Origin of the sequence: Pseudomonas hefeiensis, assembly GCF_030687835.1 — a bacterium.
In the GTDB taxonomy this organism is placed as follows: Bacteria; Pseudomonadota; Gammaproteobacteria; order Pseudomonadales; family Pseudomonadaceae; genus Aquipseudomonas; species Aquipseudomonas hefeiensis.
Window position 1 is genome coordinate 2,316,119 of the sequence record NZ_CP117449.1, and the last position, 16,099, is coordinate 2,332,217.

The window sequence follows — 16,099 nt, forward strand, 5'->3', positions numbered from 1 at the left end:
TACGAAGGCGGGGATGATAGCAAACCTGTACAGGATTTGATCATGGGCGGTTTTGCATGAATTTTGCTCATGTTTGCAAGGCGATGCCGGCCCGGTAGAATCGCCGGACTATCTCTTCGGGACCGAGACATGCCGTACCGCGTCTTATTCGGCAGTCTGTTGCTGCTGTTGTCTTTGAACTCAGCGGCAAAGGATCCCGCGCCGGCGATTTCCTACACCCGCGACATCCAGCCGATCTTCACGGAAAAATGCGTGGCCTGCCACGCGTGCTATGACGCTGCGTGCCAGCTGAACCTGGGCAGTGGCGAAGGCGCGTCCCGGGGCGCGAGCAAGCTGCCGGTCTATGACGGTGAGCGGCGCCTGGCTGCCGAGCCTACCCGCTTGTTCTATGACGCTTCCGGCCAGCGGGCCTGGCAGCGCAAAGGCTTCTATTCCGTGCTGGATGCTCAAGGCAGTCAGGCCGCGCTGATGGCGCAGATGCTCGAACTGGGGCACAACACAGCGTTGCAACCCAACGCCAAGCTGCCGCAAGACATCGTGCTGGGGCTTAACCGTGACAACAGTTGCCCGATGCCGGGGCAATTCGACGAGTACGCTGCCGCGCATCCCAGGGAAGGCATGCCCCTGGCTGTCACTGGCCTGACCGATCAGCAATATCAGACCTTGCAGCGCTGGCTCGCCGCCGGGGCTCCCATCGATCAGCAAGCGCTGGCGCCGAGCGCCGCCGAAGCCTTGCAGGTGGTGCAGTGGGAAAACCTGCTCAATGCCCCCGGCGCCCGGGAAAGCCTGGTGGGCCGTTGGTTATTCGAGCACTGGTTCCTGGCGCACATTTACTTCAAGGATGGCGAGCCGGGGCATTTCTTCCAGTGGGTACGTTCGCGCACGCCTACTGGCCAGCCAATCGACCTGATCAACACCCGCCGCCCGAACGATGATCCCGGCACCCGCATGTATTACCGGCTCTGGCCAGTGCAAGGGGTGATCGTGCATAAGACCCACATCACCTACGGGTTGAGCGCGGCGAAAATGGCGCGGATCAAGAGCCTGTTCTACAGCGGCAGGTGGCAGGTCACTGCGTTGCCGGGGTACGGGCCGGAGCGTCGGGCCAACCCGTTCACCACCTTCGAAGCGATCCCGGCCCAGGCTCGCTATCAGTTCATGCTCGATAACGCCGAGTATTTCGTGCGCACCTTTATCCGTGGCCCGGTTTGCCGGGGCCAGATCGCCACGGACGTGATTCGTGACAACTTCTGGGCGCTGTTCCAGGCACCCGAACATGACCTGTACATCACCGATCCGAATTACCGCGGCCAGGCCACGCCGTTGCTGGCGATGCCTGGGCAGAATGACGACGTGGGCAGCGTCCTGGGTCTGTGGCTGGACTATCGGGACAAGCGCAACGAGTACGAAGCCTTGCGTCGCGACAACTATGCCGACCTGCCTGCGCCCAGTTGGTCGACGCTGTGGGCCGGCAACGACAATGCCTTGCTGAGCATTTTCCGGCATTTCGACAGTGCTTCGGTCACCAAGGGCCTGATTGGCGAGGTGCCGCAGACGATGTGGCTGTTCGACTTTCCATTGCTGGAACGCACTTATTATCAGTTGGCGGTGAACTTCGACGTGTTCGGCAACGTGTCCCACCAGGCCCAGACCCGACTGTATTTCGACCTGATTCGCAACGGTGCGGAGCAGAACTTCCTGCGCCTGATGCCAGCCGACTCCCGTGAGGACTACCTCAACGATTGGTATCAGTCGGGTGGAAAATTCAAAATGTGGCTCGATTATGAGGCCATCGACGGCGACAAACCGACCGCTCTCAAGCTTGACGAAAGCGACCCCAAGCGCGATTTCGTCCGGCAATTACTGGTCCGTTACGGCGACTTGAACGCGCGGCCCGATCCGATCAACCGCTGTGATGGCGCCTATTGCTCGCGCCCGAACATCGACCCGGCCTTACAGAACGCCGAACAGGCCCTCAGTCGCCTGGCTTCCAGACCGGCGGCGGGCCTGAGCGTCATCAACCAGTTACCGGAAGCGACCATGCTGCGCATCGAAACCGCCGGCGGCCACCGTGAGGTCTACAGCCTGCTGCGCAACCGCGCCCACAGTAACGTGGCATTTTTGCTCGGCGAGGCGCTGCGATACCAACCGGGGCTGGACACCTTGACGGTCTATCCGGGCGTGCTGAGCAGCTACCCGAACTTCATCTTCAACATTCCCGTCGAGCAAGTGCCGGCCTTTGTCGACGCCATGGAACGCGCCCGGGACGGGCAGGCGTTCGAGCGGATTGTCGAGCGCTGGGGTGTCCGGCGCAGCCACCCGCAGTTCTGGCAGTACTTCCATGACCTGAGCCGCTATATGCAGGAGGTGGAGCCACTGGAAAGTGGCGTATTGGACATGAATCGCTATCAGAACCTCTGATCAGGATATCCGGGAGCTTTTCCGACAAAAATACTAGGACTTTGTCCGGCGCGATGATTGGCGTAAACTGCCGGCAAGCCTGCGAGGAATTTCCATGACCGCCATTACCATTACCGATGCCGCCCACGATTACCTGGCTGACCTGCTGTCCAAGCAGAACACTCCGGGTATCGGGATCCGCGTCTTCATCACCCAGCCCGGCACCCAGTACGCCGAAACCTGCATTGCCTACTGCAAGCCGGGGGAAGAGAAATCCGAAGACACCGCGTTGGGGCTCAAGAGCTTCACCGCTTACATCGACTCGTTCAGCGAAGCGTTTCTGGACGATGCGGTGGTTGATTACGCCACCGACCGCATGGGCGGCCAGTTGACCATCAAGGCGCCGAACGCCAAGGTGCCGATGGTCAATGCCGACAGCCCGGTCAACGAGCGCATCAATTATTACCTGCAAACCGAAATCAACCCGGGGCTGGCCAGCCACGGCGGCCAGGTTTCGCTGATCGATGTAGTGGAAGACGGCATCGCCGTGCTCCAGTTCGGCGGCGGCTGCCAGGGCTGCGGCCAGGCTGACGTGACCTTGAAGGAAGGCATCGAGCGCACCTTGCTCGAGCGTATCCCGGAGCTCAAGGGCGTGCGCGACGTGACCGACCACACGCAGAAAGAAAACGCCTACTACTGATAGGTGTTCGCTGCGAATACAAAAACGGCGCCCGTGAGCGCCGTTTTTTATGGGCGCGGATCCGACATCCTCGCAAGCTGACCCACCGCTATCGCGAGCAGGCTCGCTTGTATGTTTAGACTTGAAGGGGTGGGCGGGACTAAAAGCTCGATTCCGACTCTAGCCAGTACGGACCGTGGGAGACTTCTCGTCCCGCCCCTTCTACCCAAAGCGCCAATAAGGAATTCATCGGTAAAACCGACAATAGAGGCAAGCCAGCGCAAAGGTAGACCCCGACAAGCACCTAAACCCTAGCTCCGAGGATTCGCTATGACAATCCTTACCTCGCAGACGGTTGTTGGTATTGATATAGCCAAGGCCGAAGTTGTTGTTTATCGCTATGACCTGCAAACCACTGACACCATCAAGAATGACCGAACATCCCTCAAACGCTGGCTTAAAACGTTGCCCGCCCAAAGTGCTCTAGCCGTCGAAGCAACCAACATCTACCACCTGGACACCGTCGAGCTGGCTCATGCGATGGGGCATCAGGTCTATGTCGTGGATGCTTATCGGGTGAGCAATTATCGTCGCGGCATCGGCCAGCGGGCTAAGAACGATCCTTGTGATGCTCGTCTGCTGGCGCGGTATTTAACCAATGAACAGCACGAGTTGCGGCTCTGGAGCCCGCCACCGAAAGCCTACACGACGTTAAAAAGCCTGCTTCATAGGCGTGCGACGCTGGTCAAGAACCATACCGGCCTGATGTTGAGCTGGCACGATGAGCCTCTGTTAAAAAAAACGCTGGCCACTCAGCAAAAGGCGTTCGAACAGGCGATTCAGGCCATTCAGAAGTTGCTACGAAAAGTCAGCAAAGAAGCGGGAATTGAGGCGAATATCGGCCGCTGCAAAGCCATCGAGGGCGTTGGTGAACTGGTCGCTACTGGATTGGCGACGAGTTTCATGCGAGGTGATTTTGCGGACAGCGATGCATTTATCGCGTTTTTGGGGATGGACTTGAGGGTCGATGACTCCGGAAAAAAGAAGGGTCAACGGCACCTCACCAAGAAGGGCGATTCAGAGATACGCCGATTGGCTCATATCGCTGCAATGACAGCACGCCGCTCGCCTAGATGGAAGCCGTTCTACGAGTCATACCTGGCGAGAGGTTTCTCAAAAACCCAGGCATTGGTGGTGCTGGCCCGAAAGTTATGCCGGGTGGCATTTGCTTTGATGAAAAATCAGAGCGAGTACCAGCCGACACCTATGTTGCAGGGTTGCCCTGCAACATAGAATCTCCCACATTGGGTCCGCAGTGATGTTCGATTTTTTAATCGCCGCAAATCCCTGTGGGAGCGGGCTTGCTCGCGAAGGCTGCGCCACATTCAACATCATCAGCTATCTGACCCACTGCTATCGCGAGCAAGCTCGCTCTCAAAGTTGTGTTTTCAGGGTCTGTAGAGATGCGCATGCCCGGCGCGGTACAGTGACGACTCACTGAACACATCATTACCCAGCACGCGTCCCACCAGGATCAGTGCCGTGCGCCGAAAGCCCTTGGCCTGGACCTTTTCGGCGATATCAGCCAGCGTACCCACCACCCAATCCTGATCCGGCCATGTCGCCCGGTGAATCACCGCAATCGGGCAATCCGCGCCGTAGTGGGGCAGCAGTTCGCTGACGATTTTTTCCAGATGATTGACGCCCAAGTGAATCGCCATGCTCGCCCCGTGCTGCGCCAGGCTGCCGAGTTCTTCGCCGGCGGGCATCGCGGTTTTGTCCGCGTAGCGGGTGAGGATCAGGCTTTGGGAGACGTCTGGCAAGGTCAGTTCGGCGCCCAGCAGGGCGGCGCAGGCTGAGGTCGCGGTCACGCCGGGGATGATCTCGAACGGGATGTCCAGTTCCCGCAGGCAACGAATCTGCTCGCCGATGGCACCGTACAGGCTCGGGTCGCCGGAGTGTACCCGAGCCACGTCCTGGCCCTTGAAATGAGCGGCCTTGATCAACTCGATAATCTGCTCCAGGTGCAGCTCGGCGCTGTTGACCACCTGTTCGGCGCTGTGGCCTTCCAGCACGGCCATGGGCACCAGGGAGCCGGCGTAGATGATCACCGCGCAGCTGCGGATCAGTCGCTGGCCTTTGACAGTGATCAGTTCCGGGTCGCCAGGGCCGGCGCCAATGAAATAAACGGTCATGACCGATTCCTAAAAGGTGAGTGAGCGACGCTGAATGAAGATCGCTCATGATCGAGGGCGCGAATTATCGGGATTTAGGCCGTGACCGCCAATGCCAGCGTGACGCCGGGGCCTTTCTGGCGGGGAATCAGCAATGTTGCGGGCGTCGTGCCCAACCGGTCGGCCAGGGCCAGGGCGGCGCTTTCGGCGATGCCATAGCAACCGGTGCGCTCAAAAGCGATCTCGGAGCGGTGGCTGAGCCGCGCCTGGTAGCTGGACAATTGCCCGGCATTGAAACAGGTCAGCGGCAACTTCAGTTGCTCGGCCAGCTCCAGCAGACCCGGCTCGTCTTGCTTGAGGTCGATACTGGCCAAGGCTCCAACCCCAGAGAGCTCAATGCCGTGCGCCAGCAGCGTCTGATCAAGCATCGCCCGCAATGTGCTGGCCGGGCAGCCGCGCTGACAGCCCAGGCCGACCACCAGGATCGGCCCGGTGCTCATGCGTCGTGGTGAGCCTGGTTGCCGCGACGGAACAACCACGCGCTGACCAGACCCAGCGCTAGCCAGAACGCGACGTTGGTCACTTGCGAGGCGAGCTTGAACTGGCTTTCAAGTGCTTCGGGCGCCAGCATCGAGTGGACCTCAGGCTGCGGCGCGCCGATGACATGGGGCACCAGCAAGGTCGCCACGCCTAGCAGTTTGAGCAACCAATGCCTGCCGAAGACAATCAGGGCGATGCCCACCGCGGTGGACGCCGCCGTGCCGATCCACCACATCTGCCGCTGGGCCAGATCGGCCGCTGCCGTGCCAGGCAGCTCCGGTGGCAGGCCAAGGGTGGGCGCCAGGACGAAAGTGGCATAACCGGCCAGACCCCAGAGCAATCCCTGGGACGTGCGAGTCGGCGCACGCAAGGTGTACAAACCCGCCAACATCAGGGCGAAACCCACCGCGACCACCAGATTGCCGCCGGTGGTGGAGAGCAGTCGTTGCCAACCGTCTTGCGGCTCCCACGCTTCGGTGTCATGGGAATGAGCAGCCCCAGCGGTGTGTTCATGGAGCTCGGTAGCCGGGGCGCTTTCGTAGGTTTCGGCCTGCAGAATCAGCGGCGATACCCAGAAACTCTGGAGGAGGGTCAGCAGCAGGGCGGCCAGCAATCCGCTGAAACCGGCGGTTTGCGCGATACGCTTGATCATGTCGTCAGGTCTCAATGGCACGGGAATGCGGCGCTGTGGCGGGTGTCGTGGGCCGCGTTGTGCACCGCTTCGATATGGGAGAAACCGGCGAAATAGACCAGGCCCGCGCCGAGAATCGAGGCGAAAATCGCTGCGCTCAGGCGCTGGCTCAGGGTTGTGGAGCTGCTGGCGGTACGGGCGGTGCTGCTGATGGTCGACATGGCGCTTCCCTATGGTCTTGTCATCGGGTGAATCGAGCGCAATGAAACCCCGGGCGCAGGCCCGCCAAGGTTCGAACAGCGCCCGCCCACCGCGGGTTTGTTGATGCATGAGTCATGGGCCGGTCTCCGGGCTCGCGAGGGGCAGGGCTTGTACCTGGCCGGCAAGCGTCACCTTCCCATGCGCCCTTGTTGTAGCAGGGCATGCACAGTGGATCTGACGCTTCTCTCGCTTACCGTTGCGGGGGCAGCACCGGACTGACGTGGCCTGGCAAGCAAGCACACGATTCACCGGTTTCCCGTTTCACCCTGTGAAGGGCACCCGTAACTAGGCGCACAGGAGAGCATGGGCGGGGGCTGGGCGTCAATTGGCATGGGTTTACAGGCTGAAACCGAGTCGCATCTTTCGCGAGCAAGCCCGCTCCCACACTGGATCGTCACCAGGCCCAAAATTTGAAATCAATATAGATCCAGTGTGGGAGCGGGCTTGCTCGCGAAGGCGGTAGCATGTGCACCGCAGAGCTCTCTGGAGATTGACCCGCCCCCACACCCTGCGTAGCCTTGCGCCTTCGAGGTTCTTCGGCATTGGCCGAAGCTAAGAAGGGAACGCGGTCCAAGCCGCGGCTGCCCCCGCAACTGTGAACGGTGATGTTTCTGCAAGGCCACTGTGCATGCTCTTTTACCAAGGGTGCACGGGAAGGCGCAGCAACTGCCAGTCGACTGACTGGCCCACCGTCAGCCAGGAGACCTGCCTCGAAACAGATTCTCACTACAACCGGGCGGGGTGATCCGGTGGCGAAATCTTCCGCGTGCGCTCAAGCGTGCGGATTGTCGTCCCGTTTGCCCGCCACCTTGCCAAAGGGCATCCGATGAAAACACTGGCCAAACTCCCTGTCACCATCGTCACCGGTTTCCTCGGCTCGGGTAAAACCACCTTGCTGCGGCACATGCTCGACAACGCCCAGGGACGGCGCATCGCGGTGATCGTCAACGAGTTCGGTGAGCTGGGCATCGACGGCGAAATCCTCAAGCAGTGCTCGATCGGCTGCACCGAAGAAGAAGCCAGCGGTCGCGTCTATGAGCTGGCCAACGGTTGCCTGTGCTGCACCGTACAGGAAGAGTTTTTCCCGGTGATGCGCGAGTTGGTGGCGCGGCGCGGTGACCTCGATCACATCCTTATCGAAACCTCCGGCCTGGCGCTGCCCAAACCCCTGGTCCAGGCTTTCCAGTGGCCGGAAATCCGTAGCGCTTGCACCGTCGATGCGGTGATCACTGTGGTCGACAGCCCGGCCGTGGCCGCCGGCACGTTCGCCGCGTTCCCCGACCAGGTCGATGCCCAGCGCAAACTTGACCCCAACCTGGACCACGAATCACCGCTGCACGAGCTGTTCGCCGACCAACTGGCGAGCGCCGACCTGGTGATCCTCAACAAAGCCGACCTGATCAGTCCTGAAGACCTGGCCAAGGTGCGCCTGGAAGTGGCCGAAGAGCTGCCGCCGGCGGTCAAGGTCATCGAAGCCAGCAGCGGCCGCCTGCCTTTGGACGTGTTGATCGGCCTGGGCGCCGGCTCCGAGGAACACATCGACAGCCGTCACAGCCATCACGACCATCACCATGACGGCGACGATGACGACCATGATCATGACGCGTTCGACTCCATTTCCATCGAACTGCCCCAGGCCGACGAAAGCCTGCTGCTGGACGCACTGACCCAATTGGTGGTGCAGCACGGCGTGCTGCGGGTCAAGGGGTTCGCGGCGATTCCTGGCAAGCCAATGCGTTTGCTGATCCAGGGCGTGGGCACGCGCTTCGACAAACATTTCGACCGTCAGTGGGGCGCCGATGAAGCGCGGGTCACCCGTCTGGTGTTGATCGGCCAGGCGCTGGATGCCGGGTTGCTCGAAGCGCAGTTGCGCGCAGCCCTCAGCGTCTAAGCCATGCACCTGCTCAGGACCCAGCCCGGCGGTTTCGTGTCGGACGACAACATTGCCGATCTCGGACAAACCCCCGCCGAGCTGGTGATCCTGTGCAGCGGTGACTCCAGCCTGGCGCTGCTGGCCGAAGCGGCGCGGCAGTTGCCAGACGACTATCCGCAGTTTCGCCTCGCCAACCCGATGCAGGTGCAAAACCACGCCTCGGTGGATCTGTATTTCGACGACGTGTTGCGTCACGCCAAGGTCATCCTGCTTTCCCTGCATGGTGGCATCGGTTATTGGCGCTACGGCATTGAACGCCTTATGGAACTGGCCGGGCGCGGGGTGAAGCTGATCCTGGTGCCGGGGGACGATCGGCCGGACCCGGAACTCAGCGATTTGAGCAACGTACCCCATGAGGATCGGGACCGGCTCTGGCAGTTCCTGCGCCAAGGCGGGTTGGGCAATGCCCTGGATCTGTTCCATAACCTGGCCAGCCAATGGTTCGGTCGCGACTATCCTTGGGGCGAACCCCAACCCCTGCCGCGCACGGCGATCTACCATCCGGAAAGAACCAACGCCACCCTGGGCGATTGGCATAGCGACTGGCAGGTCGGGCAGCCGGTGGCGGCGGTGCTGTTTTATCGCTCCCACCTGCAAGCGGCGAACACGGCATTCATCGACGTGTTTTGCCAGCGCCTGCAAGCGGCGGGGCTCAATCCCTTGCCAATTGCCGTGGCGAGCCTCAAGGAGCCCGGTTGCCTGGCCTTGGTTGAAGACTGGCTGGATGAGGTGGCGGCAGGGGTGATCCTCAACACCACCGGCTTCGCCCAATCGAGCCCCGAAGCGCCACATTTGCGACCGTTTCGCCGCAACGTCCCGGTGATCCAGGCGATCTGCGCCCAGGACAACGAGCCGGGCTGGCGCGCCAGTGAGCAGGGCCTGGGCCCGCGGGATCTGGCGATGCACATTGCCCTGCCGGAACTGGACGGGCGGATCATCAGTCGCCCCATCAGTTTCAAGGACCTGGCCTGGCGCAGCGAGCGCAGCCAGAGCGATGTGGTCTGCTACCGCGCCGTGCCCGAACGCATGGATTTTGTCGCTGAGCTGGCGTGGCGCTGGACGAACCTGGCGTGCCTGCCCAATTCGCAAAAGCGCGTGGCGCTGATCCTCGCCAACTACCCGACCCGGGATGGGCGCATCGGTAACGGCGTCGGCCTGGACACCCCCGCGGCGGCGGTGAATATCCTGCGGGCCTTGCAGGCCGAGGGCTATCCGCTGCCGACCGAACTGCCTGCGAGCGGCACCGCTTTGATCCAGCAGCTACTCGGCGGTGTGAGCAACGACCTGGACAGTCTCGACCTGCGGCCCTGTCATCAGAGCCTGGCACTGGAGGCTTACCGGGCCATGTTCGACGCATTGCCCGAGGCCAATCGCCAGGCGGTGCTGGAGCGTTGGGGCTCACCCGAACAGGATCCGATGTTCCGCGATGGCCGACTGATGATCGCGGGTGTGCGCCTGGGCCTGACGTTCGTCGGCATCCAGCCGGCCCGAGGCTATCAGGTCGATCCGAGCGCCGTGTACCACGACCCGGACCTGGTGCCGCCCCACGGCTACCTGGCGTTTTATTTCTGGCTGCGTAACACCTACGGCGTCCACGCGCTGATTCATGTCGGCAAGCACGGCAACCTCGAATGGCTGCCGGGCAAGGGCGTCGGGCTGTCGGAAAGCTGCTGGCCGGATGCGCTGCTGGGACCGTTGCCGAACATTTATCCGTTCATCGTCAATGACCCGGGCGAGGGCGCCCAGGCCAAGCGACGCACCCAGGCCGTGATCATCGATCACTTGATGCCGCCGCTGACCCGGGCCGAAACCTATGGGCCGCTGCGTAACCTCGAGCTGTTGGCTGACGAATACTACGAAGCGCAACTGCTCGACCCACGCCGCGCCCGGGAACTGCAGCGAGACATTCTGAATCTGGTGCGCGAAACCCACATCGACCGCGAGTTGCAACTGGACGGCGATGCTGACGTGGCAATCTGGCTGCCACGCCTGGACACCTACTTGTGCGATCTGAAGGAGTCGCAGATCCGCGACGGCCTGCACATTTTTGGCGAGTCGCCCACGCAACGTTTGCGCATCGACACCTTGCTGGCGTTGCTGCGCATTCCCCGGGGTGATGGCAAGGGCGCGCAGTCGAGTTTGCTGCGGGCGCTGGCCAAGGCCTTCGCGCTGGGTTTCGATCCGCTCGATTGTGCGCTGGCCGAACCCTGGACCGGCGCTTGTCCCGAAGCCTTGCGTCGGATCAGCAACGAACCTTGGCGTACCGCTGGCGATACTCGTGAACGTCTGGAATTGTTCGCCGGGCAATTGATCGAGCAGGCCCTGGAAGGCGTGGTCGCGCAACTTGAGGCGCCGGGTTGGGAGACGGTGAACAGCATTATCGAAAACCTGCGCGGCGTCGTGGCTCCGCGTCTGGACGCCTGCGGCCCGGCGGAAATGCGTGGCTTGCTCGATGCCTTGGGCGGACGTTTCGTGCCGGCCGGTCCTAGTGGTGCGCCGAGTCGCGGACGTCTGGATGTGTTGCCCACCGGGCGCAATTTCTTTTCGGTGGAGGTGCGCAACCTGCCGACTACCACGGCGTGGCGCATCGGTTTTCAGTCGGCGTCCCTGATCCTTGAGCGGCACTTGCAGGATCACGGCGATCACCTGCGTCAATTGGGGCTTTCGGTGTGGGGCACCGCCACCATGCGCACCGGCGGCGACGACATGGCCCAGGCCATGGCGTTGATGGGCGTGCGTCCGGTGTGGGCTACGGGCAGCCAGCGAGTCGATGATTTCGAGATCCTGCCGTTGAGCCTGCTGGACCGGCCTCGGGTCGATGTCACGCTGCGGGTCTCCGGGTTCTTCCGGGACGCCTTTGCCAATCTGATCCGCCTGTTCGATGCGGCGGTGCAGGCCGTCGCCGCCCTCGACGAACCGGATGACATGAACCCCTTGGCGGCGAAGGTGCGCAGCGAGCGCCAGGCCCTGTTGGAATCGGGCCTTGAACCGGAGGTCGCGGCCCGTCAGGCCGGATGGAGGATCTTCGGTGCCAAGCCCGGCGCCTACGGCGCAGGTGTGCAGGGCGCCATCGACGGCCGCCTGTGGCAGAGCCGCGAAGACCTGGCGCAGGTCTACCTGAATTGGGGCGGCTACGCTTACGGCGCCGGCGATGAAGGCACCGCCGCCCGGGAGCAGTTCTCCCGGCGCCTGAGTCAGGTGCAGGCGGTGTTGCAGAACCAGGACAACCGCGAACACGACCTGCTCGATTCCAACGATTACTACCAGTTCCAGGGCGGCATGTTGGCGGCGGTGGAGACCCTTGGCGGCGCAACGGCGGCCAGTTACCACGGCGATCACAGCCAGCCGGACTTGCCAAAGATCCGCACGTTGAAAGAAGAGCTCAACCGCGTCATTCGGTCCCGGGCGGCCAATCCGAAGTGGATCGACGGGATCAAACGTCACGGCTATAAAGGTGCATTTGAACTGGCGGCGACGGTGGACAACCTGTTCGCCTTCGACGCCACCACGCAGTTGATCGACGATCACCAGTACGCCTTGCTGGCCGATGCTTATCTACTGGACCCCGATACCCGAAATTTCGTCCGCCAGCACAACCCCGATGCCTTGCGCGACATGACCGAGCGCATGCTCGAAGCGCAGCAGCGGGGAATGTGGCAGGCACCTGGGGAGTATCGTGAGGCGTTGGAGAACTTGTTGCTGGATATAGAAGAGGACAACTGACTTGCCCATTCAACGGGCTAGACACAATCCCTGTGATGGGTTGACCTGTGGCAAAGGGATTTATCTGTGGCGAGGGGATTTATCCCCGTTGGGCTGCGAAGCAGCCCCCGAGGTGGACAAGGGGTCGCTTCGCAACCCAGCGGGGATAAATCCCCTCGCCACAAGTACTCTGTTCACACTGACGTTACCGACCACCTTTGAGAGTTCAACATGACCGACACCCCTCATTTCCCGCTCTGCGCCGTGGTCGGGGCCGATGACCTGAAACTGGCCCTGTGCCTGGCTGCGATCGATCCGAAAATCGGCGGTGTGCTCATCGAAGGCCCACGAGGCATGGCGAAGTCCACGCTGGCCCGGGGCCTGGCGGACCTGTTGGCCAGCGGCCAGTTCGTTACCTTGCCTTTGGGCGCCACTGAAGAGCGGCTGGTGGGCACCCTGGATCTGGACGCGGCCCTGGGGGAAGGGCGCGCGCAGTTCTCTCCCGGCGTTCTGGCCAAGGCCGACGCCGGGGTGTTGTATGTCGATGAAGTGAACCTGCTGCCCGATCACCTGGTGGACCTGCTGCTGGACGTGGCCGCCAGCGGCACCAACCTGATCGAGCGCGACGGTATCTCACACCGGCATCCGGCGCGTTTTGTATTGATCGGCACCATGAACCCGGAAGAGGGTGAATTGCGTCCGCAGTTGCTCGACCGTTTCGGCCTGAACGTGGCCCTGGACGGCCACACCGCACCGGTTGAGCGCGGGCAGATTATTCGTCGACGGCTGGATTTCGACAGCGATCCGGCGGCGTTCTGTGCGCAGTGGGAACCGGCCCAGCAGCAGTTGCGCGAACGCTGCCAGCAGGCCCGCGATCGGTTGATGCAGATTCCTCTGGATGACCAGGCGTTGGCGCAGATCACCGAGCGTTGTTTTGCCGCCGGGGTCGATGGTTTGCGCGCCGACCTGGTCTGGTTGCGGGCCGCCCGGGCGCATGCTGCGTGGCGGGGGGCGGATGCCATTGCCGCAGAAGACATTGATGCGGTCGCCGAGTTTGCGTTGCGTCATCGCAGGCACGAGCCTTCGGCCCCTGCGCCGTCCCAAACGCCGCCATCCACCGCCGATCAAACCGCCAGGCCCGACGAAGGCCAGGGCCAGTGGGGTGACCTGCCGGCGCGGGCATTGCCCACGGGTACTCGGCGTGATGTGCCGAGCTGGCCAAAAAAGCCCTAGGCATTCGCCCCCGTTCGCCCGCGGGGGTGAATGCCAGGCCCCGTGCGGGGCGGTTGGACCAGGGTCGCCAGGGCCGCGGCAAAGCGGCGACCAGCGGTGCGGTGAACTGGCCGGGCACCTTGCTCATTGGCCGTCCACGCCTGCGCGAAGACCTGCGTTTTCACCAACGCCATCGTTCGCCCCATGAGCTGTGGCTGGTCATCGTCGACGCCTCGGCCTCGACTCGTCGTCATCAAGCCTTGAGCGATGGCAAAGGCCTGCTGGCACAACTGTTCGATGACGCCTACCGCCAACGCGCCCGGCTGGCACTGCTGACAGCCAGCGGCAGCGCACCGGCCTGGCAGGTGCAAGGGCTCAAGGCCTCGGCCGGGCTACGGGACTGGCTCGACGGGCTCGGCGCCGGCGGCGGCACACCGTTGCTGGCGGCGCTGAACGAGGCCGGACGCTGGTTGACGGCCCGGCGCAAGCGCTACCCGGCTGAGCAACAGCGGGTGTTGCTGATGACCGATGGGCGAGTCAAAGAGCCGCTGTCACTGCCGGCCCTTGATTGCCCATGCTTGTTGATCGACATCGAACGCGGGCCGATTCGCCTGGGCCGGGCCCGGCAATTGGCGGGGCAGTTGGGGGCGCAGTATCGGCATATTGATGAGGTGGTTTGAGTGCGAGGTGTCTGGTCGGACGCCTTCGCGAGCAAGCCCGCTCCCACACTAGGTTCTGCGATGTTCACGCATTATCTGTTCACAGAGATCAAATGTGGGAGCGGGCTTGCTCGCGAAGGCATCTCCTCGGTCCCGGATCTGCCCCCTCAACCCGGATCGCTGTTCTATGCTCAGCCAGCCCCCCACAGGAGTGAACCATGCGCGTACTCGTCACCAACGCCCAGGACGATTTTCGGGTCAAGGCCTACGCCGGCACCAACGGTGTGTTGCTCGCCATGGACCTGGCCGAACCCCGGCGCAAGGGTTTGCTCGGCTTTGCCATCGAGAAGCAGCACGGCGCCAAGCCCTGGCTGTTCCTGTTCAATAGCCTGACCTTCCCCGACAAGGTTCACACGTTCCCGCAGTTTCGCGCCACGCCGAGCGATAAAGCACCGTTGCAGAAATTCCGTTGGGCCGACTACGCCATCAACCCCGGCGTGGCAATTCACTACCGCGTGCACCTGGCCTATGGCAGCCCTGATACGCCGCAACTGGGGGAATCACTTGAGGTGTCAGTGACCAGTGACGATGGCCAGCCTAGCAACCAGGGGGTCATCTTCAACCGCGCCGTGGCCGCCAGCCAGGCCTTCCAGCGCAAATTTCCCGAGCTGGACGCGCTGATTGATGCCAACAAAAACCTGTCCATCGATGCTTGGCCCGACGCGCCGCGCCGCTGGCTGGAAAACGGTCTGCTGGGGCGCTTGACCGGTTTCATCGACCGGGCCCTGAATGCCAGTTGGGCCCTGGACGTCGCCATCTATGAATATGAACTGCCGGTGATCGTCGATGCTGTGAACGCCGCTTTCGCACGGGGTGCGCGGGTACGGGTGCTGTACCACGCCGAGCCGGGAGACGACGGTACATTGCGCAACGAAGCCAGCCTCGCAACACTGCCAGCGGCCAACAAGCGCGGGCGCGTCACGCACAATATTTTCCACGACAAGTTCATCGTGCTGAGCAAGGTCGACGACGCCGGTTCATTACACCCCGAGTCCGTGCTGTGCGGCAGCACCAATTTCACCGTCAATGGCGTCTACCGCCAGGCCAACGTTATTCATGTGCTGGACGATACACGGGTCAGCGACAGCTATCGCCAGGTGTTCGAGCAGATCTGGGCCGCACCAGGGGACGTCGGGGCGACGCGTCAGTGGATTAACCGGAACAACCCCATGGCCCCCGAGGAACCCTTGTTCACCGGGTTCTCGCCGCGTACGGGAGAGGGCGACCTGGATCGCTTCGTCGATATCATCAATGCCGCCCAAAAAGACCTGCTGTTCGTCACCGCCTTCGCTTTGCCGGACCGGATCCTCGATGCCCTGCTCGGCCAACCCAACGACGACGTGCTGCGTTACGGGCTGCAGAACACCAGCAGCCGCATCACCGGTTTTCATGCCGACCGCACCGCCGAATTCGCCGCCACTGCGCTGCTCAATACCGGCCTGGAGGGCTGGCTCAGGGAAAACATGAAAGGCCAGAAAGGCAATCTGCTGGTGCACACCAAAGCCGTCGTCACCGACTTCACCAGCGACACGCCGACCATCATTAGCGGCAGCCACAACCTCAGCGCTGCAGCCAGCAGCGGCAACGACGAGAACTACCTCATCATCCAGGGCGACACCGATCTGGCCGACCGCTACGGGCTTGAGCTGCTGCGCTTCTATGAGCATTACCGCTTTCGCTATTTCGTGAAAAAACTGGCGCTCAAGCAGGTCAAGCCGCTGGCGGCGGATGACAGCTGGACGGATGATTATTACCGCCAGGGGGATTTGCGGATGTTGTCCAGGGTGAGGTTTTGCGGACGCTGAACGGTGGTAAGAGGTGTTTTAGAGTGCTATTTTTAGCGCCATT

At 62.3% G+C, this 16,099-nt stretch carries 12 protein-coding genes and 2 riboswitches; of the genes, 8 read left to right on the forward strand and 4 right to left on the reverse strand.

Annotated features, from left to right (window positions below; all coding sequences use genetic code 11):
- Window positions 1-129 precede the first annotated feature (129 nt).
- The 3 genes from PSH57_RS10315 (at window position 130) to PSH57_RS10325 (ending at window position 4,372) form a co-directional block, all read left to right on the forward strand.
- On the forward strand, window positions 130-2,421 hold the full coding sequence (locus tag PSH57_RS10315; protein WP_305389330.1) for a fatty acid cis/trans isomerase: 2,292 nt from the start codon (window positions 130-132) through the stop codon (window positions 2,419-2,421).
- A gap of 94 nt (window positions 2,422-2,515) precedes the next feature.
- Complete coding sequence (nfuA, locus tag PSH57_RS10320; protein WP_305389331.1) at window positions 2,516-3,100, forward strand: Fe-S biogenesis protein NfuA; 585 nt, start codon at window positions 2,516-2,518, stop codon at window positions 3,098-3,100.
- A 309-nt stretch (window positions 3,101-3,409) separates the two neighbouring features.
- Complete coding sequence (locus PSH57_RS10325) at window positions 3,410-4,372, forward strand: IS110 family transposase (protein WP_305386055.1); 963 nt, start codon at window positions 3,410-3,412, stop codon at window positions 4,370-4,372.
- A gap of 155 nt (window positions 4,373-4,527) precedes the next feature.
- Here PSH57_RS10325 and cobM read toward each other — a convergent pair whose 3' ends face one another.
- The 4 genes from cobM to PSH57_RS10345 form a co-directional block, all read right to left on the reverse strand.
- The gene (gene cobM, locus PSH57_RS10330; RefSeq protein ID WP_305389333.1) at window positions 4,528-5,274 is read right to left on the reverse strand and encodes a precorrin-4 C(11)-methyltransferase; all 747 of its coding nucleotides are present in this window, start codon (window positions 5,272-5,274) and stop codon (window positions 4,528-4,530) included.
- A gap of 74 nt (window positions 5,275-5,348) precedes the next feature.
- A complete protein-coding gene (locus PSH57_RS10335) occupies window positions 5,349-5,753 on the reverse strand; it encodes a cobalamin biosynthesis protein (protein ID WP_305389335.1) in 405 nt (134 codons plus the stop codon).
- Window positions 5,750-6,445 (reverse strand): CbtA family protein, encoded by a 696-nt coding sequence (locus tag PSH57_RS10340; protein ID WP_305389337.1) that lies wholly within the window; start codon window positions 6,443-6,445, stop codon window positions 5,750-5,752. The genes PSH57_RS10335 and PSH57_RS10340 overlap by 4 nt, the downstream gene beginning before the upstream one ends.
- Before the next feature lie 11 nt (window positions 6,446-6,456).
- A complete protein-coding gene (locus PSH57_RS10345) occupies window positions 6,457-6,645 on the reverse strand; it encodes a CbtB domain-containing protein (RefSeq protein ID WP_047227828.1) in 189 nt (62 codons plus the stop codon).
- Window positions 6,646-6,745: 100 nt separating this feature from the next.
- Window positions 6,746-6,983, reverse strand: a riboswitch (cobalamin riboswitch).
- A gap of 214 nt (window positions 6,984-7,197) precedes the next feature.
- A riboswitch (cobalamin riboswitch) is annotated at window positions 7,198-7,412 on the forward strand.
- A 99-nt stretch (window positions 7,413-7,511) separates the two neighbouring features.
- On the opposite strand from PSH57_RS10345, the gene cobW reads away from it, so the two are divergent.
- The 5 genes from cobW (at window position 7,512) to PSH57_RS10370 (ending at window position 16,056) form a co-directional block, all read left to right on the forward strand.
- Window positions 7,512-8,576 carry a cobalamin biosynthesis protein CobW gene (gene cobW, locus PSH57_RS10350; RefSeq protein WP_305389338.1) on the forward strand — a complete coding sequence of 355 codons (1,065 nt, stop codon included), beginning with the start codon at window positions 7,512-7,514 and terminating at the stop codon, window positions 8,574-8,576.
- A gap of 3 nt (window positions 8,577-8,579) precedes the next feature.
- On the forward strand, window positions 8,580-12,341 hold the full coding sequence (gene cobN / locus PSH57_RS10355) for a cobaltochelatase subunit CobN (protein ID WP_305389339.1): 3,762 nt from the start codon (window positions 8,580-8,582) through the stop codon (window positions 12,339-12,341).
- 210 nt (window positions 12,342-12,551) lie between these two features.
- Window positions 12,552-13,553 carry a magnesium chelatase ATPase subunit I gene (locus tag PSH57_RS10360; protein ID WP_305389340.1) on the forward strand — a complete coding sequence of 334 codons (1,002 nt, stop codon included), beginning with the start codon at window positions 12,552-12,554 and terminating at the stop codon, window positions 13,551-13,553.
- Between the two features lie 53 nt (window positions 13,554-13,606).
- Complete coding sequence (locus PSH57_RS10365; protein WP_305389342.1) at window positions 13,607-14,212, forward strand: vWA domain-containing protein; 606 nt, start codon at window positions 13,607-13,609, stop codon at window positions 14,210-14,212.
- A gap of 197 nt (window positions 14,213-14,409) precedes the next feature.
- Window positions 14,410-16,056, forward strand: coding sequence for a phospholipase D-like domain-containing protein (locus PSH57_RS10370; protein WP_305389344.1), 1,647 nt, complete (start codon window positions 14,410-14,412; stop codon window positions 16,054-16,056).
- The last annotated feature ends 43 nt before the right edge of the window (window positions 16,057-16,099 follow it).

Excerpts from the sequence above, each read along its gene's own strand:
- PSH57_RS10340 (WP_305389337.1), bottom strand. The coding sequence starts at position 6,445 with ATGATCAAGCGTATCGCGCAAACCGCCGGTTTCAGCGGATTGCTGGCC.
- PSH57_RS10325 (WP_305386055.1), top strand. The coding sequence starts at position 3,410 with ATGACAATCCTTACCTCGCAGACGGTTGTTGGTATTGATATAGCCAAG.
- PSH57_RS10315 (WP_305389330.1), top strand. The coding sequence starts at position 130 with ATGCCGTACCGCGTCTTATTCGGCAGTCTGTTGCTGCTGTTGTCTTTG.
- PSH57_RS10335 (WP_305389335.1), bottom strand. The coding sequence starts at position 5,753 with ATGAGCACCGGGCCGATCCTGGTGGTCGGCCTGGGCTGTCAGCGCGGC.
- cobN (WP_305389339.1), top strand. The coding sequence starts at position 8,580 with ATGCACCTGCTCAGGACCCAGCCCGGCGGTTTCGTGTCGGACGACAAC.
- cobM (WP_305389333.1), bottom strand. The coding sequence starts at position 5,274 with ATGACCGTTTATTTCATTGGCGCCGGCCCTGGCGACCCGGAACTGATC.
- PSH57_RS10345 (WP_047227828.1), bottom strand. The coding sequence starts at position 6,645 with ATGTCGACCATCAGCAGCACCGCCCGTACCGCCAGCAGCTCCACAACC.
- nfuA (WP_305389331.1), top strand. The coding sequence starts at position 2,516 with ATGACCGCCATTACCATTACCGATGCCGCCCACGATTACCTGGCTGAC.
- PSH57_RS10360 (WP_305389340.1), top strand. The coding sequence starts at position 12,552 with ATGACCGACACCCCTCATTTCCCGCTCTGCGCCGTGGTCGGGGCCGAT.
- cobW (WP_305389338.1), top strand. The coding sequence starts at position 7,512 with ATGAAAACACTGGCCAAACTCCCTGTCACCATCGTCACCGGTTTCCTC.
- PSH57_RS10370 (WP_305389344.1), top strand. The coding sequence starts at position 14,410 with ATGCGCGTACTCGTCACCAACGCCCAGGACGATTTTCGGGTCAAGGCC.